General features: G+C 69.0%; 18 protein-coding genes and 1 riboswitch. Of the genes, 7 read left to right on the forward strand and 11 right to left on the reverse strand.

Features of this window, described 5'->3' with window-relative positions:
- The 9 genes from C662_RS12390 to C662_RS12430 all read right to left on the reverse strand — a co-directional run.
- On the reverse strand, positions 1–864 hold an 864-nt coding region (locus C662_RS12390), incomplete at its 3' end, for a hypothetical protein (RefSeq protein ID WP_002929526.1).
- A complete protein-coding gene (locus C662_RS12395) occupies positions 861–3,587 on the reverse strand; it encodes a M23 family metallopeptidase (protein WP_002929527.1) in 2,727 nt (908 codons plus the stop codon). The genes C662_RS12390 and C662_RS12395, both read right to left, overlap by 4 nt.
- A gap of 12 nt (positions 3,588–3,599) precedes the next feature.
- Entirely contained in the window at positions 3,600–7,118 is a 3,519-nt protein-coding gene (locus C662_RS12400) for a hypothetical protein (protein ID WP_002929528.1), read from the reverse strand.
- Positions 7,119–7,124: 6 nt separating this feature from the next.
- The gene (locus tag C662_RS12405) at positions 7,125–7,715 is read right to left on the reverse strand and encodes a hypothetical protein (protein WP_002929529.1); all 591 of its coding nucleotides are present in this window, start codon (positions 7,713–7,715) and stop codon (positions 7,125–7,127) included.
- Positions 7,712–8,866 (reverse strand): hypothetical protein, encoded by a 1,155-nt coding sequence (locus tag C662_RS12410; protein WP_232433261.1) that lies wholly within the window; start codon positions 8,864–8,866, stop codon positions 7,712–7,714. Before C662_RS12410 ends, C662_RS12405 begins: the two co-directional genes overlap by 4 nt.
- Complete coding sequence (locus C662_RS12415; RefSeq protein ID WP_002929535.1) at positions 8,859–9,383, reverse strand: hypothetical protein; 525 nt, start codon at positions 9,381–9,383, stop codon at positions 8,859–8,861. Before C662_RS12415 ends, C662_RS12410 begins: the two co-directional genes overlap by 8 nt.
- Positions 9,384–9,387: 4 nt before the next feature.
- Positions 9,388–9,897, reverse strand: a complete 510-nt coding sequence (locus C662_RS12420; protein ID WP_002929540.1) for a hypothetical protein — start codon at positions 9,895–9,897, stop codon at positions 9,388–9,390.
- Positions 9,898–9,919: 22 nt separating this feature from the next.
- Entirely contained in the window at positions 9,920–11,002 is a 1,083-nt protein-coding gene (locus C662_RS12425) for a phage tail sheath C-terminal domain-containing protein (protein WP_002929541.1), read from the reverse strand.
- A 102-nt stretch (positions 11,003–11,104) separates the two neighbouring features.
- Positions 11,105–11,551, reverse strand: a complete 447-nt coding sequence (locus tag C662_RS12430) for a hypothetical protein (RefSeq protein WP_002929542.1) — start codon at positions 11,549–11,551, stop codon at positions 11,105–11,107.
- Between the two features lie 258 nt (positions 11,552–11,809).
- Between C662_RS12430 and C662_RS12435 the strand changes: the two genes are divergently transcribed.
- The 7 genes from C662_RS12435 to C662_RS12465 all read left to right on the forward strand — a co-directional run bounded on the left by C662_RS12435 (position 11,810) and on the right by C662_RS12465 (position 20,360).
- A complete protein-coding gene (locus C662_RS12435; protein WP_232433262.1) occupies positions 11,810–12,709 on the forward strand; it encodes a ribose-phosphate diphosphokinase in 900 nt (299 codons plus the stop codon).
- Between the two features lie 238 nt (positions 12,710–12,947).
- Positions 12,948–13,862 (forward strand): adenylate/guanylate cyclase domain-containing protein, encoded by a 915-nt coding sequence (locus C662_RS12440; RefSeq protein WP_002929545.1) that lies wholly within the window; start codon positions 12,948–12,950, stop codon positions 13,860–13,862.
- 63 nt (positions 13,863–13,925) lie between these two features.
- Complete coding sequence (locus C662_RS12445) at positions 13,926–14,915, forward strand: efflux RND transporter periplasmic adaptor subunit (protein ID WP_232433264.1); 990 nt, start codon at positions 13,926–13,928, stop codon at positions 14,913–14,915.
- An 8-nt stretch (positions 14,916–14,923) separates the two neighbouring features.
- On the forward strand, positions 14,924–18,019 hold the full coding sequence (locus tag C662_RS12450) for an efflux RND transporter permease subunit (protein ID WP_002929551.1): 3,096 nt from the start codon (positions 14,924–14,926) through the stop codon (positions 18,017–18,019).
- A gap of 108 nt (positions 18,020–18,127) precedes the next feature.
- Positions 18,128–18,317, forward strand: a riboswitch (yybP-ykoY riboswitch).
- A 2-nt stretch (positions 18,318–18,319) separates the two neighbouring features.
- On the forward strand, positions 18,320–18,895 hold the full coding sequence (locus C662_RS12455) for a TMEM165/GDT1 family protein (protein WP_002929553.1): 576 nt from the start codon (positions 18,320–18,322) through the stop codon (positions 18,893–18,895).
- Positions 18,896–19,317: 422 nt separating this feature from the next.
- Positions 19,318–20,022 carry an AzlC family ABC transporter permease gene (locus C662_RS12460; protein ID WP_002929555.1) on the forward strand — a complete coding sequence of 235 codons (705 nt, stop codon included), beginning with the start codon at positions 19,318–19,320 and terminating at the stop codon, positions 20,020–20,022.
- Complete coding sequence (locus C662_RS12465; protein ID WP_002929557.1) at positions 20,019–20,360, forward strand: AzlD domain-containing protein; 342 nt, start codon at positions 20,019–20,021, stop codon at positions 20,358–20,360. Before C662_RS12460 ends, C662_RS12465 begins: the two co-directional genes overlap by 4 nt.
- Positions 20,361–20,443: 83 nt before the next feature.
- On the opposite strand, the gene C662_RS12470 is transcribed toward C662_RS12465, so the two are convergent.
- Together C662_RS12470 and C662_RS12475 are read right to left on the reverse strand one after the other, a co-directional pair.
- Complete coding sequence (locus tag C662_RS12470; protein WP_002929559.1) at positions 20,444–21,859, reverse strand: solute carrier family 23 protein; 1,416 nt, start codon at positions 21,857–21,859, stop codon at positions 20,444–20,446.
- 93 nt (positions 21,860–21,952) lie between these two features.
- Entirely contained in the window at positions 21,953–23,593 is a 1,641-nt protein-coding gene (locus C662_RS12475) for an acyl-CoA synthetase (protein WP_002929561.1), read from the reverse strand.
- Between the last annotated feature and the right edge of the window lie 40 nt (positions 23,594–23,633).

Consider the following 23,633-nt stretch of genomic DNA (forward strand, 5'->3'; position numbering starts at 1 on the left):
CGCGCCGGCAGCACCACCAAGGCCGCCCGGGCCCGCGCCGGGTGCGCCGCCGCCCGGCGCGCCCGGCGTGTTCGTGGCCGGCTTTTCGCCGTCGCTCCAGGCGCCTTGCTCGGTGCGCCCGGTGACGTCGGGGGCAAAGGGTGCGATGGCGGTGTCGTGCAGGTCGGCCTCAAGCGCGAGCAGGTCGCGCCCCCAGGCCCACTTCGCCACTGGCTGGCCGCGTGCGGCACGGGCGTTGAGGCGTCCGGCAGCGTCGGTCCACACCGGCACCCCGGCGGCCTTGCCCAGGCGGGACATCCATTCCCACAGGGAGCATTGGGCGTCGATGGCGAGGAAGGCGAATCGAGGCCCGGTGTCGAGCTCGCCGATGTCGAGCTGCGCTTCGCCCGCCCACAGCGTGAGCAGGTCGGCAAAGTGCTGGTTCTCATAGCCGGCGTTGCGCCGCAGCCGCGCCAGCGCGGTGGCCGGTGCGCCGAGTACGAGTTCGAGCACGCCGCTGGCGCCGCCGAGCAGGGCGATCGGGCCGCTGAAGACGGCCGGCGGATCGTCTCCTGCGCCGAGCTGCAGCTTGAGCACGTCGCCGGCGGCAAGCGCGGGGAAATCGGCGCGCGGCAGGAAGCGCAGGCGGCATGAGGACAGCGCGGGTGCAGGCAGCAGGTTCACTTCGGCGCCAATGAGTGCAGTGGTGAGTGGATCGGGCTGGCCGGGACCGGTGACCAGGGCCACGAGTTCGGCACCGAAGCCCCCCGCCGAGGCCGCGCCGCCGCCGCGCGAAACCTTGGCCTGCGGCGGTGGCAGCGTGCCGTTGCCCGCGCTGTGGTCGAGCGCGGCGCCGAGTGCATCCATGAGCGCGTCGCCGATCATGGTGGCAGCTCCGTGCTGCGGGCGTTGGCCGAGCGGTACCAGCGCAGGTTGCGCAGCACACCGTCGCCCGGCGCGTCGGCGAAGACGAAGGGCAGTGTGTAGTCGCCCAGGTCGCCTTCCTGCAGGATGGGCCGCGGCGGGGTGTGCGTCGCCGCGCTTGGGTCGGGGCCGGGGACGACGTGCAGGTGAAGGTGGTTGTGGAAGCTCACGCCGGTGCTGCCCGCGCGCATCAGCGGGTTGCCGCGGCGCACCCGGGTGCCGATGATGTCGAGCGCGCCCTTGCCGTAGAGTGCTTGCCACAGCTCGCGCACGCCGCCGGTGGCGCCGTGGCCGTACACGGCATAGGTGGTGACCGGCGTGCCGCCCTGGTCGCGGTCCTGGCTGTCGATGCGGCTGTCGTGGCGGACCACGATGTAGTTCCAGCTCGGATTGCCATTGCGCCAGCCTGCGCCCATCACGGTGTCGGATGCGGTGCGTGCCGCGGTGCGCTGTGTACCGTCGGGATTGATGTTGTCCGGGATCCAGTCGAAGAAGTCGATCACGGTGCCGTCGCGGATGGCGAGGATCTCGTCGCCGAAGTCGTGCGCGAAATCGTAGGCATAGGTCTGCGGGAAGCTGTTCCAGCGCGCATGGCTGAAGAAACCGAGATTGGCCTGGCCGACGTACATCGCAATGCCGGCCGCGTAGGGCAGTTGATAGGGCGAGCCGGCCTTGTCGGGATAGCCGGCGAAGTCGCTGCGCGGATTGCCGGCGGCGTCCGTGTACGGCGTGCCCGCGGGGTCGATGCGCGGGTTGTAGCGCCCGTCGTCGGTACTGCCGTCGCGCTGGGCGTAGAACTCGACGATGAAGGAAAGGGTGCCGACCAGCGCGCCGACGCCGATCTTCTCGCCAAGCTGGATCGGAGTGTGGGTGCGGGCGATGGCCCAGGCGAGCAGGGTGCCGATGGCGTTGGAGAAGGCGCTCGCGAGCGGGGCGCCGAGCAGCATCCAGGGGAAATAGAGCGGCCCGAAGGCGGCAGCGCCGTTGTTGTCGAAGGGCAGGCCGTAGTCGTCGCGCGGAATGAGGGCGCGGAAGCCGAAGCCGATCGCCAGGTTGACGAGGCCGATGACGGCGTCTGCATGTGCCCAGTTGGCCGGGCGCAGGTCCTCGCCCGACGCGGGTGGGCCACCCGCCCCGGTCTGGTTGATCAGCGTGAACAGCGACAGGAAGAAGTCGTTCACGCCCTGGGTGGCGCCGCTGATGGTGTAGGCCGAGAGCGCATCGCCGCCGATGAGCGTGAGCCACTGCAGGAAGCCGAGGCCGGCCGTGGTCTCGGTGTGCACCCCCTCGAAGGAGCCGCCGATGACGGTGAGCATCGGCAGCAATGACGAGAACAGCCAGGTCGAACCCACCCCCCAGCCCAGCGAGCGGCAGAGCAGCGAGGGCAGCGGTGCGCCGCCTGCCCCGCGCGCGATGCCGTCCGTCCAGTGCCACAGCCAGAGCGGGATGTTGCAGGCGTACTCGCGCTCGCCCTGGCCCATCGCCACCGCATGCCAGAAGCCCGCGCCAAGTTTCTGCAGGATGGCGGTGGCCTGGGTCCAGCCTTCGAGGAAGGCTGGCGGTATGGCGCCGAAGCTGAAGTGCTCGCGGCTGGGCGGGCCGGCGAACTGGGGGGCCTGGAACCAGGCGAAGGGCGCGTCGGCGCGGTGCAGCACGGCGTCGTCGACGGTGGCACGGCGCAAGGTCAGGCATCGGCCGTCGGTGCTGCGCCAGACCTCGTCGCCGGGGTAGCCAGGGGTGACGTTCTGCAGCAGGCCGATGCCGGCGCCGTTCGAGAACCCCTGGCGATGGCGTGCATACAGCCAGGAGGCGTACCAGCAATACTGTCCGTCGTCTTCGCGGCGGGGCGCGGCGTCCGCACGCGCGCTGGCCGGAGCTGTGCGACGCGCAGCCATCGCCGGTGAGGCGGCAGGGGGCGCGCTTGCCCGCGTGCTGCGGGCTCTGATTGCAGCAGCGCGGGTGATTTCGGCGAGCAGGCGCAATACCGCCTCGATGCGCCCGAGCAGGCATTCGGCCTGGCCGCCGATGCGTGGCAGCGGCGTTGTGCGCAAGGCGCGGATGAGGATGGCGGTGAGGCGGTCGACATCCAGGTCCAGGGTGGGGAAGTGCGGATAGACGTCCGTCTCCAGCCGGTTGAGCAGGCAGGCGAAGCTCTCGCGCACGGCGCGCGCGGCCGTGCTGGCGCCGGCGGGGTGTGTGCGCAACTCGGCGCATACCTCGCCGAGCATGACCAGGAAGTCGGCGCGGAAGCCGGCCTGGCTCAGGCCCAGGGTGTCGGTGAGGATGCGGCTCGCACGCCGCAGGGTGCTGCGGATCTGTGCGTCTGACAGCAGGCCGGCGAGCGGTGCCAGGCGCTCGAGGCCGGCGGCGATGTGCTCGAGCATGTCGGCGGTCGTGGCCGGCGGCGGCCCGCTCGCAAAGCTGGCAAGCGGTGTGGTGAGGGGCTCGACCAGTGCGCGCAGTTCGTTCAGTGCCTGCGGCAGGCGTGGGCCGATCCGTGCCAGCAGGGTTGAGGCGAAGCGCTGGCCGGCAGCCTCAAAGGCCGGCAGGACCGCGTCCGCGGCAGCAGGGTTGAGGCTGAGCAGGTGTGCGAGGGCAACGACTTCGTCGGCGATCTCGTCACCGGCGCCGCGCCCCTGCATGCGGTTGAGCATTTGCGGCTGGATCAGGAGGGAGCCGAGCATCGTCCTGTTCTCCTAGGTGCCCACGCTGACGCTGGCGCTCACGCTCACTGATGCGCCGCTGCCGCCGGGAGCGCTGGCAAGCAGTGCGGCGTAGGCGGCGTCAACGCGGCTGATGTGCAGGCGCAGTTCGGGTGGCAGCGCGTTGATCCAGTCGACGATGAGCTGGATCGAGGCGCTGGCGTCGAGCGCTGCGACCAGCGGCTCCACCGTCGCCCGCCAGGTCTCGTCCAGTGGCTGGAGCAGCAAGGGGTCGGGGTCGAGCGCGCCGACCTTGGCCTGCAGCTCACGGTGCATGGCGTCGAGCTGGGCGCGCTGGGCAGGCGGGATCACGGTGTCGAGCGAGATGCGCGCGAGCAGGCGGTCGCGGGTGGCCTCAAGCGGCTGGCGCAGTCCGGCGGGGTCGAGGGCGCGCAGTTCGCCGAGCAGGTCGCGGTATAGGGTATCGACCTGTTGCGCGTACAGGCCCGGGTCGAGCCCGGCGACGCGGTCGGTGAGCGACTCGATGCCTTCGAGCAGTGCGGCAAGCGCCTGCGGGGCGGCCAGGAGTTCGTCGAGCCTGGCCTGCAGGGCGTCGACCAGGCGACGCAGTGCGGCCGTGGCGCTGCGCAGCAGGGCCACCAGCACTTGCAGACTGTCGAGGAAGAGCACCAGCGGGCGGCCGAACTGGCGCACCAGGGCTTCGCGCACCCAGGCGCGCAACTCGACGGGGTTGCCCGGCAGCAAGGCGGCGAAGGGGCCTTGTGCGGCCGGAAAGCGGTTGCCGAGCTGGTCGAGCAGGGTTGTCATGCGGGCGTCGGTTTCGGTCAGACGACGCGACAGCGCGGCGATGGCGATCAGGCCGTCCTCGGCGGCGCGGGTGTCGGCTTCGTCCAGCCAGCTGGCGATCGGGTTGGCGAGCGCGGGCGGGAGTGCGCCGAGCTGGCCGCGGATGCGGGCGCGGGCGAGCGCGAGTTCGCGCAGCAGCGCTGCGGACTGGGTGCCGGGGCTGGTGTCGGCGAGTGTTGTGGCGAGCGCGTCACGGTGTGCGGCCCACTGCGCGCGCAGGGCGTCGGCACTGCTGGCGAGCGCGGCCTGGCGCAGCGTGTCGAGGGCCTCGAGCTGCGCTGCTGTGGCCGTTTCCGGGACCTTGGCGAGGATGCCGTCGAGCCAGCTGTCGAACTCGCTGCCGGCGTCCCCCAGGGTGCCGAGACGGTCGACGAGGTGGTCGGCGACATCGAGCGCGCTTGCCAGGGTGCTGGCGAAGCTGCGTATGCGGTCGAGCGTCGCCGCCAGCGCCGTGCCGAGCTCGCCCGCCGGTACGGCAGCGTCCAGCGCCTGGAGGGCCTGGCCGAGTGTGGTGGTGAGCGGCTGCAGCAGGGCGGATGGGCGCAGGCCTTCGAGCTCGCGCACCAGCGCGCCATGGGCTTGCGCCGGTGCGGCGAGCGCGCCGCCGATGTCGAGCTGGCGGCCGAGGCGCTGGCGGGTGTCGGCCAGCGTGCGATCGGCTTCGTCCAGCCATTGCGCGGGCTGGAAGGCGGCCAGGCCGTCGCGCACTGCAGCAAAGGGTTCGGCCAGCAGTGGGGCGAGGGCCGCGCGCGGCGACAGTGCGAGCAGGCGGGCTCGTGCCTCTTCGGGAATGGCCTTGAGCTGGGTCAGCAGTTCGGTCGGGCTGGCCTCGAGCTGGGTGTCGAGACGGACGATGAGCGGGTCGGTGAGCGGCACCAGCGAGGGCGGCAGTACGCTCATGGCCGAGCGGATCAGCTCGGGGCCCGGAGCGGGCAGGGTGGCGGGGTCGATTGCGCGCAACACGGCTTCGAGCTTGCCGATGGCGGCGATGACCTCGTCCGCCACCGGTGCGAAGGAGATGCGTGACAGCGATTCGCTCAGCGCCTTCACCTGACCGAGCACCTGGATGAGCCGGGCCACGTCTTCTTGCTGACTGAGGCTGGCAAGGGGTTGCAGGATCTGCTGCAGCGGTGCGGAGAGCACTTCCGGATCGATCGCGTCCATTGCCGTGTCCGCGGCCTGGAGGGTCTGCGCAAGGGCCGTGGTGGCGGGCGCAAGCGTGGCGGCAAGGGCTGCCTCGATGGCCCCCACGGCTTGCTCCAGGCTCTGTTCGAACTGACGCTGAAGGCGCGCGAGGTCGAGCGTCTGGAGCTGGCTGCGGGCATCGTCGAAGGCGCGTGCGCTGCTCGCCCCGAGCGCGGCGAGCTGGGCTTCGATGTTTGCGAGGGTACTGTTTGCGCGCGCCAGTGCGGTGGTGACAGGGGCGCTGACGGCGCTGATGTCGAGCAGGTCGAGCACCGTCTCGAGGCGCGTCTGGATATCGTCGATCAGGGCCTCCAGTGCGGCGAAGGCATTGACAGGCAGGCCCGGGATGGCGAGTCCGGGGACGGACTGGGTGAGGTCGGCCAGGCTCGCCCGTGGCAGCAGCAGGACCAGCGTGCGGCACAGCCCGGCGTCGAGGGCGCCTGGCAGAGCGAGGAGGGCGTTGTGCAGGCGCGCGCGGGCTGCGGTGCTGGCGGGGGCGAGCGTGACGTTGCGCGCCGCGAGCAGCGGTGCGCGCAGGGCCTGCGCATTCGCGAGCGCGGCTGCGATGGCAGCGGAGTCGGTGGGCTGCGCAGCGGTGAGGGCCGCGAGCGAGCCCACTGCAGTGACGAAATCGGCACCCGCGCTGCCCAGTTCGATGCCGGGCTGGGTGGCAAGGTCCGTAGCAGGGAGCGCGTGGGGAATGTGGGCGCTGGTATTGGCTGCGATCAGCGCCGCGAGTTGCTCCAGTGTCTGCTGGAGTTCGGCCTCTACCGCTGCGGCGCTGGCATCGTCCCAGCGGATCAGTGTGTCGAGCGGGTCACGCAGATCGTCGAGCACGGGTAACGAGCGCAGCTGGAAGTAACCCGGACGGAAGGTGCCCACGCGTGCATGCAGCCAGCGCAGCAGGCTGGGGACCGAAAGGTCGGCGGGCAGGGTGTCGATCAGTGCGTTTGCGGCCGTAACCTGTGCGGTGTCGAGCGCGCCGGCAGCGTTCGTGCCTGTTGCGCCGCCGCCTTCTTCCCCACCTTCTCCCCCACCTTCTCCCCCACCTTCGGCTCCGCCCCCGCTCGTGCTTGCGCCTGCACTGCTGCTAGCGGGGCCGGCCCCTGCCGTCAGGTCTGCCGGGATGGCGAGACCGCAGTGCCAGTCGGTGTTGAACACGGCCTGCAGCCGCGCAATGCGTGCGAGCAATGGTGCAAAGGCCGCTTGCAGGTCGGCGCCGAGGCGTTCGGGCAAGGCGGCAATATCGGCCTGCAGCGCCTGCGCGAGTCCGCCCAGCTCGCCCTGCAGGTTCGGCAGCAGCGTGCCGAAGCCAAGGCTGAACTCGAAGCCGCCGGACAGTTGTGGCACTGGCAGGCCTGCCAGGTCGGCGAGCGCGCTGCCGAAGTCGCCCGGCGGGCCGCTCTGCCAGCCGGCGATGAGGCGGCCGAGCTCGCCGTAGGCGCCGCCGACGCTGCCCGCGATCGCGGACAGGTCGGCGCCGGATACTGTCAGGTCGAGTTGAACCAGCAGTCCGGCCATGGTCGCCTACTCCAGCAGGTCGCGCAGCCCGGCACCGATGCTGCCGAGTTGGCCGATGGCGGGCGCGGTGTCGCCCAGGATGCCGGTGAGCGGGCCTGTCGGGTCGGACAGTTCCGGCATGCTGCCGAGCGCCTGCAGCGCGTCGAGCGCCCCCATGGCGTCGTCGAGCAGGCCGGCTGCCTGGTCGAGCAGGCTGGTGTCGATGCCGCCGAGGATGTTGCCCGGTGGCGGTGGCGGCGGCGACTCGATGAGCCACAGCGCGTAGTCGATCTGGTCGGGCGCGCTGGCCTCGGCCTGGACATGAACCTGCTGCAGCAGCACGTACTGGATGTCGGTGCCGGTCACGATGTCGGAGACGAAGGTCAGGGGTTGTCCGGCGCCGTAGTGCTCGCGTACGGCGTTGAGCAGGTCGAGGCCGGCCTCGCTGCCGAACACCGAGCCTTCGATGATGATGCGTGCGGGACGGCGCTCGAGGTCCTGGAACAGGCTGCCCGCGCGCCCGGGTAGCGGGAGCTCGAGGAAGTCGCGCGTTTCGAGGGTCTCGAGCCTCGTCACCCGCGGCAGCTCCCAGTCGGCAAGCATCGGTGTCAGGCTCATGACAGATCGACTCCGCGTAACCAGGCCTGCTCGCGCAGCAGGCGCTCGAGTCCGGCCGCGAGCTCACCGGGGTGGGAGGGGGCGGCATCGGCGTGGTGCTCCGCCTGCGTGGGCGTACCGCCGGTCGTTTGAGGCGTGCGCGCGAGGACGGCGTCCTGGGCGCCCAGCAGGCGCGAGGGCGCGCGCCCTTGCGGGAGCAGCGCCGGTGCTCCGGACGCGCGGCCTGCAGGCTGCCCGGCAGCGGTTTGCGCCGGAGCAGGGCGGAGGCCTGCCCGGGGCGCGGTTGCGAACAGGGTGCCGACCAGTTGCCGCAGTGCGTCGCTGCCGAGCTGCGGTGAGCCGGTGAGGCTATTGTCCGCTGGGTGGCCAGGGGGAGGCACATCGGCGCGGCCCGGGCGGTCGCGATGGAGAGCGGTGCTGCCAGGCCACCCTCCCTCGCCTTGCCGCAACGGTGTGCGCGGGTAAAAGGGCGTTGTGTCGGGAGCGGCCTGGACGGCTGCAGGCGGGCGCACATGTGCGGGGTCGGCGGCAGCGGGCAGGCGGCCAACGCGTGCGGGGCGAGTGTCCGGGCCCGTTGCGAGCCCGGACGCAGCGGAGCGGGTATCCCGGCCGTCCGCCTCCCGGGTGCCGCCGGTAGGATGCAGGCGGGGGAGGTGCTGCGGGTCGGGGCGGGGCGCAGTGTGGCGTCGGAGCAGGGCGGTGATGAGCGCGCCGGCATCCTCGCCTGCAGCGGTGGCCGCGATCGGGGGCGGTGTGCTCATCCCGCGTGCTGCCTGGCCGGCGCCTTCTCTTGGTGGCGGGGAGGCAGTGGCTTCGTTGCCCATCCGGTCCGCGTTGCTGGTGCGGGCCATCGCCTGGCGCGTCCCCCGCAGTGGGCGTGGGTCGGCAGGCATCGCGCTTGCGCGTGGCTGGCTGCGAGCGTTGGCCCCGGCAATCTCGGCACCCGCCGCGGCGGCGGTTGGCGCTGCAAAGGGGTCGAAGGACGCCAGGGCAGGAAGCCGGTCGAGGTGTGCGGCATGTGCGAGTCCGTGTTCGCTACAGCGGGCGATCAGCCCGGACAGCCTGGCTTCGACCGTCTGCAAGGCGTGCACACAGCACTTGAACCCGTCAAGGGTGCGATTTGGGGGCGTACGACCGTGTGTTTCAGCCATCGCCGTCTCGCTCTTCGCGCAGCATCTGCAGGTGCAGCAGGATCTGACCGAGGGTCAGATCACCGATCTGTTGCGGCGTCCAGCCGAAGGCGCGCGCCAGCACATGGGCTGCGCGTGCAATGGGTTGCTCGGCGGCGTCCTCGAGTGCGGCCGGCGCTACGGCGAGGCCGCTGATGCGGTTGACCTCGGCGAGAAGGAACTCCATCAGGCCGAGCGGCAACGCGCTGATCTGCGGCAGGGTCAGCGCGGGGGTCTGCAGCGCAGCGTGCACCATCAGTGCGCCGGCGAGGCTGTCGCTGTCGCGTGCGGCGCGGCTGATGAGCTGCAGGTCGCGCACGGTGAGCGGACGGATCTGTACGCGGCCGGCGAGGCCGCTGCGCCCGGCTTCGACCAGCACGGCTGGGACCTCGATATCGAAGCTGGCGGCGCTGCCGGCGAGCAGCTCGTCGGCGGCAAGGTAGCGATCATGGGCGGGCGCTGCGGCTGTCGCTGCGCCTGCCTGGGCAGAGAGCGCCATGGCGTCAGCCCTGTTCGTCGCGGACGCTCAGGTAGAGGGCCTGGAAACGCGCGCCCTCCATGACGAAATCGTCTTCGGGCATGCTCAGGTTCCACTGTTCGAGCTTGACGTCGTGCAGCGTCACGATCGAGCGCGTGCCCGGGTTGGCGGCGTTCTCCGCCATCAGCGTGATGTTGAAGGCGGGTTGGGCCCACGCACTGCGCGGCCGCTGTTCGCTCGCCTCGCCCAGCAGCAGGCGCAGCAGCGCGCCGTTGAGCCAGGCACGGTCGATCTGGCCGCGCACGCTGACGTTGCCTGCGCGCAACTCGCTCGCGTAGCGCTGGCCGATCTCGTGAAAGGGACGGATCGCCGAGCTTACCTGGACGGTGACGCCGGTGACGCGGCCGACCTGGATGAGGTCGTTGCCTTCGATCACCGTGCTGGCGGCCGCACCTTCGGGGCCTTCGCCTGCAGGGGCGAGCAGGATGGAACCGTCGGCTCCGGTGTAAACATGGGTGTTGGCGGCGGATGGCATGTCGGTCTCCTTTCCTGCGCGTTCAGGACAGCGCGAGGGTCACGCGGATGTAATCGATGCTGAAGGTCGGCTGCATGGCGACGTTGACGATGCAGCGGCCCGCGACCTCGTCGGCGCGTGTCGCCTTGACCTCCAGCTGGTAGCCGGTGAGCGCCTCGTCGACCACCATGGTGGTCAGGAAGCTGTCTAGCGCGCCGTGCAGGGCGGTGCGCACGCGTTCGTTGTTGAGCCGGCCGACGAAGGGGTTGGCGACCTGGCGAATGCCTGCCTTGGCGTAGTCGACGATGCGCCGTGTGGTGATCTGCGCGAAGGCTTCCCCTTCGGTGGTGATGCCCCGCACGACACGGATGCCCTGGCGGTCCTCAAGCGCGCATACGTTGCCCTGCAGCAGTGCCTTCAGCTGGCCATAGCTGTAGCGGGTGGCGAGCTGGGTGACGCCGGCAAGCACCTTGTTGGTGGGGCTGGCCTGGGGCGCGAGGCTGGCGACCAGGCCAGCCACCGCGGCTGCGGTGTAATTGCCTGGCAGGGTGACCATGGCGCCGGCCGCCGGGTCGTAGGCGCGCACCCCGGGCGATACCAGCACGACGCGCTTGTTGGCCGCAACCTGGTCGACGACGGCGGTCACAGTGCTCGCATCCGAGCCGATCACCGTGATCATGTCCTTGCCGTCGCCCTCGGCGGCATTGACCGCCGCCGGCAGCACCTGCAGCGCGGTGGCGGTGGCCAGTTCGGGCGCGACCAGGATGTTGATGGTGTCCTTGAGGAGTTCGGCCGTGCCGTTGGCGAAGGCGGTCTGGTCGGCGCCGGCTGCCAGCGCATGGGCATAGACGGTGCGTGCACCGTTGGCAAAGAGCAGGGCGAGGCCGCGCATCAGGTTGAGCGTGCCGGCGCTGAGCGCGTCCGAGGCAGCGTAGAGCTTGGCCGCATCCTCCATGCTGCCAAGGATGTGAGTCTGGCCGATCGCATCGGTGACGTCCTCGGCCGCAGCCGCGGTGCCGACGATGCCGACGTTGCCGAAGCTGACGCCCTTGGGCGCGATCAGTCCCTCTGCCTGTACCCGGATGAATGTGCCCGGAACGATCTGTTCCGCAAAGTTCTCTTCCATCGCCCGCTCCTTGGTTCCCCCTGGGGGTGTGTGCGCCCCGCGCGGGGCATTTTCGGCCGCACGGCGCGTGGTACGCGCGGTGCGCTGTGCGCGTCCGGGCACTCAGCCGTCGGGCGCGATGTCGAGGATGAGGTCCGTGATCACGCCCTCCGAAGTCGCGGGTGGGCGGATGAACTCGAAGTCGATGTCGAAGAGGATGGCGCGCGCATCGCTGCTGTCCGCACGTGCCATGCGATGGATGCCCGCAGCATGCAACTCGCTGCGCGACAGGCTGAGCAGGTGGGAAGCCAGGTTGTGCACATGGGCCCGTGCATCGGCCTCGCTGCCGCCATTGATGCTGAGGTTCAGGCGGGCATTCAGGCGCCGCCCGAACAGTGCGCCCTCGGGCGCAACATGGTGGCCGACATAGCCACCTAGCCCGAGCGGCCTGACGTGTCGCACGTCGAGCGCCCTGGTGCGGCTCAGGCCCGCGGGAGGCGCGTCCGGGAGCAGGCTGTCCACAGCCACACCCAGTGCGTCGATGGCGTTCTGGGACAGGGCATCAGGCATCTGTCTCTCCTGCGTCCGTTCGCACGCGGCCCCCCCGGGCTCAGCTCGTGGAGTGGCGCGGGTGGGGAGGCTTTCCTTCCTTTGTCATAACCGGTTTAGTTGCCGGTGGGCGCTTTGTCAAACCGCGTGAATGGGGAGGTTCGCGGGCTGGCGAGGCGAGCCGCGAGGCCCTCTTGTCCGTTCGTGTGAAATCCTTGGCGCCAGGGCGGCTGCGGACTCTTCAAGGGGGGGCAACAGGGGAGTAGGCTTGTAACGATGATGAGTGAAGAGACCGTGCTCCTGCATTTCGAAGACGAGGCCGAGCAGGCCGGGCGTCTGGCGCAGGCTGCGGGGCTGGACCTGCAGTTGATCGAACGCCACCGCTTTCCCGACGACGAGTTGCGCTTGCGCCTGCCGGCCAGGCTGCCGCCGAGTGTCCTGCTCTACCGCAGTCTTTATCGCCCGAACGAGAAGCTGCTCGAGTTGCTGCTGGTCGCGCGTACGGCCGGCCGTCTGGGGGCGCGGCACCTGAGCTTGGTGGCCCCCTACATGGCCTACATGCGTCAGGACATGGCCTTTTGCAGCGGCGAGGTCGTCAGCCAGCGTGTGGTTGGCGACTTTCTGGCGGGCCTGTTCGACGCCGTGGTCACGGTCGATCCTCACCTGCATCGCGTCGCGACCCTGGCCGAGGCGATCCCTGTCCCACATGCGGTTGCCCTGTCAGGGGCCGGGCTGCTGGGTGCGCTCGCTGCCGAGCGGCGCGAGCGGCCGCTGCTGGCAGGACCGGATGCGGAGTCGAGGCAGTGGGTCGAGCTTGCTGCGCGCGAGCAGGGCCTGGACTTCATGGTGTGCACCAAGGTCCGCCATGATGACCGCCGCGTCGACATTGCGTTGCCGGACGGGGCCGCAGTGGCCGGGCGCGCGGTCGTGCTCCTGGACGACGTGGCCAGCTCCGGGCACACGCTCGCCGAAGCGGCGCGGCAGTTGCGCGCAGCCGGCGCCGCATCGGTCGATGTCGCCGTCACCCACGCCCTGTTTGCCGATGGGGCGCTCGAACTGATCCATGGCGCAGGCGTCGAGCAGGTGTGGAGTACCGACTGCATCGCCCACCCGAGCAATGTCGTCAGCGTGGCGCCCATGCTTGCAGCTGCGCTGACTACAATGGGACTCTGCCGGTAGCCGTGTGTGCCGCATGCGCGTGCGGGATGCGCGCTTGCAGTGGGAAGGTCCCCCACGGTGCGGCCCTGCACCGAGATGCGCTTTGTGCAGGGCGCGATGCGCATGTCGGCGGCGGCACCTTCAGCGATGACGTCTTCAAGCCTTAGTGCTAGCATCACGCATTCCGCGATGCTGCGAATGCGCGCCCTCTCTGCACGGGGCGCCCGTCTGCGCGTCCGGCGACAGAATGAGGAGGCGTGTGGAGCAATCGGTCAGGACCGTGGTATTCGCCGATCTTACGGGCAGCACCGGGCTGTTCGAGACGGCGGGCAATGTGGCGGCGACGCAGATCGTCACTCGCCGCATGCACGCGCTCGGTCGCCATCTGGCATGCGCCGGGGGGCGCGTCGTCAAGTACCTGGGCGACGGCGTGCTGGTGCTGTTCGACGACACGGTCGCCGCGGTTCAGGCTGCTGCGAACATGCCCGAGGTCGTGCGCGAGCTCACGCATGGCGAGACCGAACGCGCACCGCTGGGGATCAAGACGGGGGTCGCGCGCGGTTCGATCGTCGAGCATGGCGGCGATTGCTACGGCGATGCGGTCAACGTGGCCGCCCGCCTGAGCGACCGTGCCCAGGCGGGAGAGATTCTCATCGGCGAGAGCGTCTTCGACAGCTTGCCCGATGCGATGCGCCTCGGTTGCCACAGCCTCGATCGCATCAGCATCAAGGGCAAGGCCGAGCCGTTGCGGGTGTGGCGGGTGGATTTCAGTCGCACCGCCGAGACCACGATCACCACCATGCTTGGTTTCCAGGAACTCATCGATGGGCCGGTCTCGGTGCAGCGCATCGATATCGAGCGCCTCGACCAGCGTATCGAGCTCCATCCTGACGATGGCCCGCTGGTCATAGGTCGTGGCGACGGCGTTGGCTTCTCCATCGACGATCCGCGTGTGTCGCGCCGCCATGCGCGTATCGAGTGGACTGGCGGTCAGTGCGTGTTCACCGACTTCAGCAGCAACGGCAGCTGGGTTCGCTTTGCGTCGGCATCCGCGCCCGTGGCCCTGCGGCGCGACACCTGTACCCTGTATGGCGATGGCGAGATCGGGCTCGGTGCGACGCCCGACGATTTCACCGCGCCCACCCTGGGTTTTCACGTCATCGACCAACGCTGAGGCTGGCTTAAGTTGCCGTCGCGGTCGTGGCCAGGCCTTCACTAATGACCACCTAGAGCTGCGATGAGAGTCCTCGCTGTTGTGTTGCTGTTGCTTCCCACGCTGTCGTTGGCGACTGAGTGGAGCGCGAAACCCCTGTCCGAGATCGCCCTTTACCCCGAGTTCCGCATACCCGCTGCAGTCCACGCGCGTGACGAAGCCGGCATCGCCGCCGAGCTTTCCGCACGTATCCTTGCCATGCCGGTGCGAGAGGGTGAGGCCGTTGCGCGCGGTGCAGTGCTGGTGCGTCTGGATGATGCGGCCTACCGCATCGAACTCGAACGCGCCCGCGCCCAGCGCGCCCTGGTCGATAGCCGCATCGAGCTGGCGCGTGCCCAGCTTGCACAGGCGCGTGCGCTGGCAGCGCGCGGTTTCATCAGCGCCGACGGCTTGCGCATCCGCGAGACCGAGGTCGGCGTGCTCGAGAGCGAGCGTGCTGCGGCCGCGGCTTCGGTCGCGTCCGCCGAGCTTGCCCTTGCGCGCTGCGTGGTACGTGCGCCCTACGCGGGTGTCGTGCGCAGCCGCAGCGCCAGCGTAGGCGACCTGGCAAGCCCGGGCATGCCTTTGCTCACCCTGGCGGCGAGCGATGAGGTCGAGGTCCGCGCCCGTGTACCGGCCAGCCAGGTCGAGGCTTTCGAGCGCGCCCAGGCCTGGCGACTGCATGTCGGCGACGCCGCCCATGAGTTGTCGGTGCGGCGTATCTCGCCTGTTGTAGAAACCGCGGGCCAGGTGCGCGAGGCGGTGCTGGTGGCGGCAAGTGCGCTCGCCCCCGGGCTGGCGGGCGAGTTGCGCTGGCGCAGCACGGACCCGCACCTGCCCGCGGCTTACCTGCAGCAGCGCAAGGGCCTGCTGGGTGCCTGGGTCGTTCGCGATGGCCAGCCGCAGTTCATACCCTTGCCGCAGGCTCAGGCGGGCCGGCCGTTGGCGGTGGATTGGCCGTTGGCGACCGAACTCGTCGACGACGGGCGCTTCGCGCTCGACCTTCACGCCGAGCGCGCGGCGGAAGCGCGGTGAGTGCGCCGATGCGCGGTGATCACGGCGGCGGCGTTTATGGCCGGCTGATCGACAACCATCCGCTGGCCAACATCACTTTCATCCTGGTGCTGGTAGCGGGCCTGTTCGCCTATCTCACCATGCCGCGCGCGCAGGATCCGGAGATCAACTTCAACTGGGTCAGCATCATGACCAGCCTGCCCGGGGCCTCGGCCGAGGATGTCGAGCGCGAGCTCACCGGGCCGCTGGAGGATGCGATCAAGCAGGTCAAGGATATCCGTTTCGTGTCCTCGTCCAGCCGCGAGGGCATGTCGTCGATCCTGGTGCGCTTCGAGGAGGTCTCCGAGCGCCAGTTCGACAAGCGCGTGAACGACCTGCGGCGCGAGATCCAGAACAAGGCGGCGGCGGAGTTGCCGCCCGATGCGACCGACCCGATGGTGCTCGAGATCACCAGTTCGAACGGGTTTCCGACCGCGGTGATGGTGCTGCACGGCAGCGGCGGTGAGCGCCTGCGGCGTGCAGGCTTCGTGCTCAAGAAGGAGATAGAGGGCCTGTCCGGCGTTGATCAGGTGATCGCGGCCGGGCTGGACGACCCGCAACTACAGGTCGATTTCGATCCGGCACGGCTGGCGGCGGCAGGGCTGTCGCCGATCGCGCTTTCCGATAGCGTCGCGGCCTGGTTCCAGAACACGCTCGGCGGCCGGGTCAGGGTTGAGGACCGCGAATGGCTGGTCCGCCTCGAAGGCAAGACGCCCGACCCCGATGCGCTGGCCCAGGTCGCGGTGGTGACGCCGCAGGGGCGCGTTGCCGTCGACGAGGTCGCCGCGGTGGTGCGCGGCAGCGAGCGCGCGAACCAGCTTGTCAGCTACGGCGGGCAGCCCGCGGTGATGTTCTCGATCACCAAGCAGCCCGACGCCAATACCCTGCAGCTGGTCGAGCGCCTTCAGCAGTTTGCCGCCGATCGCAACATGTTGCTCGCTGCGCAGGGCGTTCAGCTGGCGCTGATCGACGATCAGACGCACGCCACGCGCCACGCGATCGGGGTCATGGAGTCGAACGCGCTGTTCGGTCTCGCTGCGGTGCTGCTGATGTGCTGGATCTTCCTCGGTTCGCGGCTGGCCCTGCTGGTGGCGCTGGGCGTACCGTTCTCGCTGGCGGGCACCTTCATCGCCGCCGAGCTGATCGGCTCGACGCTCAACCTCACCGTGCTGCTGGGCGTGGTGATCGCGCTTGGCATGCTCGTCGATGATGCAGTCGTGGTGGTCGAGGCGATCTATTACCGTCTGCAACGTGGGGATGAGCCCCATGCAGCGGTAATCGGTGGCGTGCGCGAAGTCGGGCTGCCGGTGCTGGCAGCGGTGCTGACTACCATCGCTGCCTTCCTGCCGCTGATGCTGCTGCCGGGCATCCTGGGCAGCTTCATGTTCATCGTGCCTTTCGTTGTGACCGTTGGCCTGCTGATCAGCCTCTTCGAGGCGTTCTGGATCCTGCCCACGCATATCCTCGCCCTGAAGGTGCGGCCCGCGCAGCGGCGCACGCGAGCGCAGGTGCTGCGCGAGCGCTTCACCCATTGGCTGCGGGTGAAGTACGCGCGTGCCCTGGTCGGCGTGTTGCGCCGCCCGCGCCTGGGCGTTGCCGTCCTGGTTATGGTGATGGCAGGCGCTGGCGGGGCGGTCGGCGGAGGCTGGGTGAAGATGGAGTTCTTCGCCTTCGACTCGATGCGTCTGTTCTACGTCAGCGTCGATATGCCGCCCGGCGTCACTCCCGAGCGTTCGCTGGCCGCCGCCGAGCGTGCCGCCGAGGTGCTGGCACGCACGATCGATCCTGCCGAGTTGCGCTCGATCACGCCCTATGCCGGGCTCAAGTTCACCGACACCGAGCCGGTTTATGGTGACCAGTACGCACAGGTGCTGGTGTCGCTGACGCCACGCAACGGCGACATGCGCGACACCGGCGAGCTCATCGCCGAGTTGCGTCCGCTGATCGAGGCGCTTGACGGCGAGGCGCGGTACTCCTTCATGGAGATCAAGGGCGGACCACCGACGGCCAAGCCTGTGTCGGTGAAGGTCAAGTCGGACGACTATGCCGTGTTGCGTGCGGCGGCCGATGCGGTGATGGCCGAAGTGGCCGGGCTTCCGGGCGTGCGCGACCTGACCGACGATGATGTGGCCGGGCGCAACGAGATGCGTCTGGTGCTCAACCGCGAGAAGCTCGCGCGTGCCGGGGTGGGGGCGCACGAGGTGTCGCGCCTGCTGCGTCTGTACGGCGAGGGCGAGATCGTCGCGACCACGCGCGACGCCGGCGAGAAGGTCGAGGTCGTGGTGCGCGCACGTGCCGAACCCTTCGCCGACGTGACCGAACTCTTGCAGCGGCCCGTGCCTCTGCCTGCGGGCGGCAGCGTGCAGTTGGGCGACCTGGTGGACCACGAGCTGCGCCTGTCCAAAGGCTACATCCGCCACTACCAGCTGACCCGCGCGATCACCGTCGAAGCCGAGCTCGAGCGCAGCGAGATCGACACGCTGGAGGCCAACAACCGCCTCAAGGCCGCCTGGGAGCGGCTGCAGCCGCAGTATCCGGGCGTGGAACTGGATTTCTCGGGCGAGCTCGAGGACATCCAGGAGAGTCTCGATTCGATGGGGCGCCTGTTCCTGCTGGGCCTTGGCCTGATCTACCTGATTCTGGCCGCTCAGTTCCGCAGCTACTGGCAGCCCTTCATCATCCTCGTCACCGTGCCGCTGGCTTTCACCGGCGTCGTCCTCGGCCTGCTGGTGTCGGGTAATCCGCTGTCGCTGTACACCCTGTACGGCGTGATTGCGCTCACCGGCATTGCGGTGAACTCGGCGATCGTCCTCATCGACGCCGCCAACGAGCGCCGTGCCGCAGGCATGAGCGTGCAGCACGCCGCGATCTATGCCGCGCGTCGGCGCGTGGTGCCGATCCTGATCACCTCGACCACCACCATCGGCGGTCTGTTCTCGCTCGCCATCGGCCTCGGCGGCAAGTCGCTGATGTGGGGGCCGGTCGCGGCGAGTATCGTGTGGGGCTTGGGCTTCTCGACCGTGCTGACCTTGTTCGCCGTGCCCTTGGTGTATCGCATGGCGATGCAGCGCGGCCAGGCGGGGTGATCTTCTGGCCACGGCGCCCTTAAAGCGGGTGTAGGGGACAGACCCCGATTTCCCCCTTGGTTTGTTGGCTTGTTGGCGACTTCGCTTTGACCCTGTGTGCGGGCTCGGCTAGAATCCGCGCCGTCATTGGGGAGTAGCCGCCCTCCGGAGCTCGGGAGGGGTGCGCGCCAACATGCTCGGCCGTCCGGCCGTGGTGCGCACGGGTCCATGGACCTGGCAAGACCTTTGACCCTGCTGCTGCCGTCAATGGCCGGGGTGGCGCGGGGTCATGGGTTTTCTGCCGGCCAGGACTGGAATCGAATGGACGCCTTCCTCATCTCCACTGCCATCGTCGCCCTTGCCGAGATCGGCGACAAGACGCAGCTGCTCGCCTTCATCCTTGCCGCCAAGTTCCGCCGCCCATGGCCGATCATTGCCGGCATCCTGGTCGCCACCCTGGCGAATCATGCCTTCGCCGCTGCGGTCGGCACCTGGCTCACCACCCTGATGGGGCCGCAGACCCTGCGCTGGGTGCTGGGCCTGTCCTTCATCGCGATGGCGGTATGGACGCTGATCCCCGACAAGCTCGATGAAGACGATGCCAAGCTGCCGCGTCTTGGTGTCTTTGGTGCCACCCTGATCGCCTTATTCCTTGCCGAGATGGGCGACAAGACGCAGGTCGCCACCGTGGCGCTGGCCGCGCAGTACCAGGCCCTGGTTGCGGTGGTCGCAGGCACTACGCTGGGCATGATGATCGCCAACGTGCCGGCGGTGGTGCTCGGCGACCGCATCGCCGCGCGCATGCCGGTACGGCTGGTGCATGGCATTGCTGCAGCGATCTTCCTCGGCCTTGGTATTGCGACACTGTTCGGTGCGGGCGAGGCGCTCGGGTTCTGAGTGCCTGCGAGGCGCCGCGCCGACAGACACCTGCCGCGCTCGAGCCACAGCGTGGGAACGGCGCCAGCCGCGAGGACTTGAAGGCGATGTCGCCCGGGTCTGGCTCGGAAAAGCTCGCGGCTGGCGCCGCTCCTACAGCAGGCCGCGGTGCGCCTCATCCCGTGTGGGAGCGGCGTGAGCCGCGAGGGCTTGAAGGCGATGCCGCCAGGGTCTGGCTCGGAAAAGCTCGCGGCTGGCGCCGCTCCTACAGCAGGCCGCGGTGCGCCTCATCCCGCGTGGGAGCGGCGTGAGCCGCGAGGGCTTGAAGGCGATGTCGCCCGGGCCTGGCAGTCCGCTTGCGATTTATCCAGTGCGGGCAGGGCGCTGACATCGACTTGTTGCGATGGCCTGTTATGCTTGGACGCTTTTTGCACCCACGCCTCATGGAATCGTCCTTCCGCCGCGGTGCCCGCGAGGGCATGCGCGACTTCCTGCCGCTTTCGGTCGGTCTCGTGCCTTGGGCCGTGGTCACCGGCATCGCCATGCGCTCGATCGGGCTGTCGCCGCTCGAGGCCATGGGCATGAACCTGCTGGTCTATGCCGGCACGGCCCAGCTCGGCACGCTGCCGCTGATCGGCAGCGGCGCGCCGCTGTGGCTGATCTTCCTTACCGCGCTGGTGCTCAACCTGCGCTTCGTCATCTTCAGCGCGGCACTGGCGCCGGTGTTCCACGGCCACCCCTTCATGCGCCGCCTGGCGTCGAGCTACCTGCTGGTCGATGGCATGTTCGCGATCGGCGCCGAGAAGCTGCACAAGGCGGACGATCCGCACTGGCGCTGGGGCTATTACATCGTGCCCTCGCTGTACTGCTGGGCGCTGTGGCAGTGCTGCGTGCTGGGAGGCGTGCTGGGGGCCGGCGTGATTCCGCGCGACTGGTCGCTCGAGTTCATGACCACGATCGCGCTGATGGTGATGATGATCCCGATGTTGCGCGCGCGCCCGATGTGGGTAGCAGCCCTGGTCGGCGGCCTGGGCGCGGTGTTGTTGCGTGAGCTGCCGTTGCGTCTAGGCCTGATCGCCGGCATTGCGCTCGGCATCGGTGCCGGGTTTGTCGCCGAACGCGCGCTGGCGGGGAGGGCGGTGCGATGACCGAAGGCGTGATGAGCGAGGGCCTGTGGCTGTGGCTGACCTTGCTGGCGATCGGCTCGACCACCATCCTCACCCGTGGCAGCTTCATCCTCGCCGGCGAGAAAGGCCGTCTGCCGCCTGCGTTGCAGCGCGCCTTGCGCTATGCGCCAGCGGCGGCGCTGTCGGCGCTGGTGATGCCTGACCTGTTGCTCGATGGCGGCAGCTTCGATCCCTTCAACCCCAAGTTCGCCGCCGGCATCGTGGTGGTTGCCGTGGCCGTGCGCTGGCGCAACCCCTGGCTGCCCTTCATCCTCGGCATGGCGGTGCTGCTGCTGATGAGAAAAGGGCTGGGCTGGTAGCGTTTCTGCTAACAGCGCCAGCCCCCTCGGCGGCCGCCTGCGCCGGGGCGGGCCCCAGCGCAGCGTGCGATCCGGTTCGACGATTACTTCCTGGCCACGCCGTGCTCGTCGCCGGCTTCGATGTCGGCCGTGTTGTCGCCGATGATCGACAGGTCCTGCTTGGCGCGCTGGGCGGCGTTGGGACGCTCGATCAGCCAGTACAGCAGCAGGCCGATCACCACCGCGTACACGGTCGCCTTCGGATCAGGCATGGCCAGCGTCACCGCCACGATGCCGGCCACGCCGCGTTCGGTCGAGTTCTTCAGCTCTTCCATGCCCACCATGATGCAGATGTAGGCCGTCAGCACCAGGGTCAGCGACAGCGCGATCGGCAGCACCGGCTTGAAGAAGGACACCAGCGGCAGGATGAAGAGCGCGACGAAGCCGGTGATCCAGAACGTACCGCCGCCGGAGAAGATCGAGTCCATCGACTTGCGACCCAGCGCGTAGCGTTCGGCCACGGTGGCGTGGGCAGCGGTCCACAGCGGGCCGGCGAGGCCGGGCCAGGGGGCGAAGAAGGCGTGGATACCGTTACGCAGCGCGGTGACCAGGTGCACGCGGGTGACGTCGAGCTCGATCTTCTCGTCCGGGCGCAGGTGGTCGACGCGCTTGCACAGCGTGAAGCCGACCAGGATGTCGCCGAAGGCGATCACGTAGGCGATGATCGCGGTCGGGATGGCGAGCAGGAACATGTCCAGGCTGGGCATGCCGACGGCAAAGATCAGGTACTCGGTCATGCCCTTGAAGTCGGGCTGGGTGATGCCCCACTCGATGCTCGGCAGCGGATATTCACCGACCGCCCAGCCCACCAGGATGGCGACGAAGAGGCCAGGGATCATGCCGAAGTTGGAGATCGTCTTGGCGAATCGGCTGGTCTCGACGATGTGCTTGAAGGAGAGCGAGAACAGGATGTAGGCCGACACGATCGAGCCCAGCAGCAGCGAGATCGGGGTGCTGTCGATACGGCCGCCGGCCTTGAGTTCGCCCATCATTGCCGCGATGCCGGCGCCGATGATGATGCCGCTCTTGAGCGAGTTGGGGATGATCGTCACCAGCCTGTTGCCCAGTCCGGTGATGCCCAGGATCAGGAAGATGGCGAATACCGTGATTTGCAGTGCGAACATCGCACGCACCGCCTCGGGTCCGGGCTCGAAGCCCTGCAGGAAGAGGATGACGACCGGAATCGCGGGGGTGATCCAGCCCGGGACGAGCGGTACGCCGAGCAGCGCCGGCAGCATGTAGCCGATGCCGGCGATGACGCAGAAGGCGAGCGCCGCCTCGTAGGGCATGCCAAGGTACTTCTGCAGCAGGGGGATCATGGCCAGGCCGACCACGAACATGAACAGGCCCTGCACCATCTCGGGGTATTCCCAGCGATAGTGGATGAAGGGCAGGCGGATCTTGAACGGGCCGAGCGGCCAATACGGATGCTCGGCGCCGTGCTGGCGCTGAATCAACATGGTTTGTCTTCCTTGGGTTGTCGTTATGCTGGGGGAGGCCCGGGCCGCGGCACGATGGCCGCCGCCCGGGTCTCGGGGGGCCTTGCGGGGTGCTTACTCGATGGCCGAGGCGGACTTGGCCATTTCGCGCAGCGCGAACTTCTGGATCTTGCCGGTCGAGGTCTTGGGCAGGACGCAGAACTCGATGTGCTTGGGCACCTTGTAGCGAGCGAGGTGTTCGCGGCAGTGGGCGATGATGTCGTCCGCGGTCACGCCGGCGCCGTCCTTGACCTCGATGTAGGCGGCGGGCACCTCGCCCCACTTCTCGTCGGGCCTGGCGACCACGGCGGCAGTCAGCACTGCGGGGTGGCGGTACAGCACCTCTTCGACCTCAAGCGAGGAGATGTTCTCGCCGCCGGAGATGATCACGTCCTTGGAGCGGTCCTTGATCTTGACGTAGCCGTCGGGGTGCATGACCGCGAGGTCGCCGGTGTGGAACCAGCCGCCCGCGAAGGCTTCATTCGTGGCCTTCTCGTTCTTGAGATAGCCCTTCATCACCAGATTGCCGCGGAACATGATCTCGCCCATGGTCTCGCCGTCGGCGGGCACCGGCTCCATCGTGGTCGGGTCGAGCACGGTGATTGCTTCCTGCATGTGGTAGCGCACGCCCTGGCGGCCGTTGCGCTCGGCGCGGCGGTCGATCGGCAGTTCGTTCCACTCGGGGTGCTTGGCGCACACCGATGCCGGACCGTAGGTTTCGGTCAGGCCATAGACGTGGGTGATGTCGAAGCCGATGCGCTCGGCGCCTTCGATGATCGCGGCCGGGGGCGCGGCACCTGCGATGAGGCCGGCAACGCTGTGCTCGATGCCGGCGCGCAGTGCGTCCGGGGCGTTGATCAGCATGCCGTACACGATCGGCGCGCCGCACATGTGGGTGACCTTCTGGCTGCGGATCAGCTCGAAGATGAGCGCCGGATCGACCTTGCGCAGGCAGACGTTGACGCCGGCGTTGGCTGCCAGGGTCCACGGGAAGCACCAGCCGTTGCAGTGGAACATCGGCAGCGTCCACAGGTAGACCGAGTGCTGCGGCATGCCCCAGCTGATGATGTTGGAGGCGGCGTTCAGATATGCGCCACGGTGGTGGTAGACCACCCCCTTGGGGTTGCCGGTGGTGCCCGAGGTGTAGTTGAGCGCGATCGCGTCCCACTCGTCGGCCGGCAGGCGCCAGGCGTAGTTGGGGTTGCCGCCGGCGAGGACCTCTTCGTACTCGAGCGTTCCGACGCGCTCGGTGCCCGGGTACTCGGAGTCGAGCGCGTCGATGACGAGCGGCTTGTCGCCGTCGAGCAACTCGAGTGCGCCACGGATCACGCCCGCGAACTCGGGGTCGGTGATCAGCACCTTGGCCTCGCCATGCTTGAGCATGAAGGCGATGGCCTCGGCGTCGAGCCGGGTGTTGAGCGTGTTGAGCACGGCGCCCGTCATCGGCACGCCGAAGTGGGCCTCGAACATTGGCGGCACGTTGGGCAGCATCACCGCCACCGTGTCGCCCTTGCCCACGCCGTGGGCGACCAGCGCGCTCGCCAGGCGGCGGCAGCGCTCGTAGGTCTGCGCCCAGGTATAGCTGCGAGCGCCGTGCACGACGCTGGTGCGCGCGGGGTACACCATGGCGGTGCGCTCGATGAAGCTGAGCGGCGACAGGGGCACGTAGTTCGCCGGATTCTTGTCCAGTCCTTGTTCGTATGCAGTCTTCGACATCCTTCTCCACTCCCAGATGTGTGCAACAGGTTGGCGATCG

Origin of the sequence: Thauera sp. 28 (assembly GCF_000310145.2) — a bacterium.
GTDB lineage: Bacteria > Pseudomonadota > Gammaproteobacteria > Burkholderiales > Rhodocyclaceae > Thauera > Thauera mechernichensis.

Excerpts from the sequence above, each read along its gene's own strand:
- C662_RS12415 (WP_002929535.1), bottom strand. The coding sequence starts at position 9,383 with ATGGCGCTCTCTGCCCAGGCAGGCGCAGCGACAGCCGCAGCGCCCGCC.
- C662_RS12405 (WP_002929529.1), bottom strand. The coding sequence starts at position 7,715 with ATGAGCCTGACACCGATGCTTGCCGACTGGGAGCTGCCGCGGGTGACG.
- C662_RS12410 (WP_232433261.1), bottom strand. The coding sequence starts at position 8,866 with ATGGCTGAAACACACGGTCGTACGCCCCCAAATCGCACCCTTGACGGG.
- C662_RS12460 (WP_002929555.1), top strand. The coding sequence starts at position 19,318 with ATGGAATCGTCCTTCCGCCGCGGTGCCCGCGAGGGCATGCGCGACTTC.
- C662_RS12395 (WP_002929527.1), bottom strand. The coding sequence starts at position 3,587 with ATGCTCGGCTCCCTCCTGATCCAGCCGCAAATGCTCAACCGCATGCAG.
- C662_RS12430 (WP_002929542.1), bottom strand. The coding sequence starts at position 11,551 with ATGCCTGATGCCCTGTCCCAGAACGCCATCGACGCACTGGGTGTGGCT.
- C662_RS12445 (WP_232433264.1), top strand. The coding sequence starts at position 13,926 with ATGAGAGTCCTCGCTGTTGTGTTGCTGTTGCTTCCCACGCTGTCGTTG.
- C662_RS12435 (WP_232433262.1), top strand. The coding sequence starts at position 11,810 with ATGAGTGAAGAGACCGTGCTCCTGCATTTCGAAGACGAGGCCGAGCAG.
- C662_RS12450 (WP_002929551.1), top strand. The coding sequence starts at position 14,924 with ATGCGCGGTGATCACGGCGGCGGCGTTTATGGCCGGCTGATCGACAAC.
- C662_RS12475 (WP_002929561.1), bottom strand. The coding sequence starts at position 23,593 with ATGTCGAAGACTGCATACGAACAAGGACTGGACAAGAATCCGGCGAAC.
- C662_RS12465 (WP_002929557.1), top strand. The coding sequence starts at position 20,019 with ATGACCGAAGGCGTGATGAGCGAGGGCCTGTGGCTGTGGCTGACCTTG.
- C662_RS12400 (WP_002929528.1), bottom strand. The coding sequence starts at position 7,118 with ATGGCCGGACTGCTGGTTCAACTCGACCTGACAGTATCCGGCGCCGAC.
- C662_RS12420 (WP_002929540.1), bottom strand. The coding sequence starts at position 9,897 with ATGCCATCCGCCGCCAACACCCATGTTTACACCGGAGCCGACGGTTCC.
- C662_RS12455 (WP_002929553.1), top strand. The coding sequence starts at position 18,320 with ATGGACGCCTTCCTCATCTCCACTGCCATCGTCGCCCTTGCCGAGATC.
- C662_RS12425 (WP_002929541.1), bottom strand. The coding sequence starts at position 11,002 with ATGGAAGAGAACTTTGCGGAACAGATCGTTCCGGGCACATTCATCCGG.
- C662_RS12470 (WP_002929559.1), bottom strand. The coding sequence starts at position 21,859 with ATGTTGATTCAGCGCCAGCACGGCGCCGAGCATCCGTATTGGCCGCTC.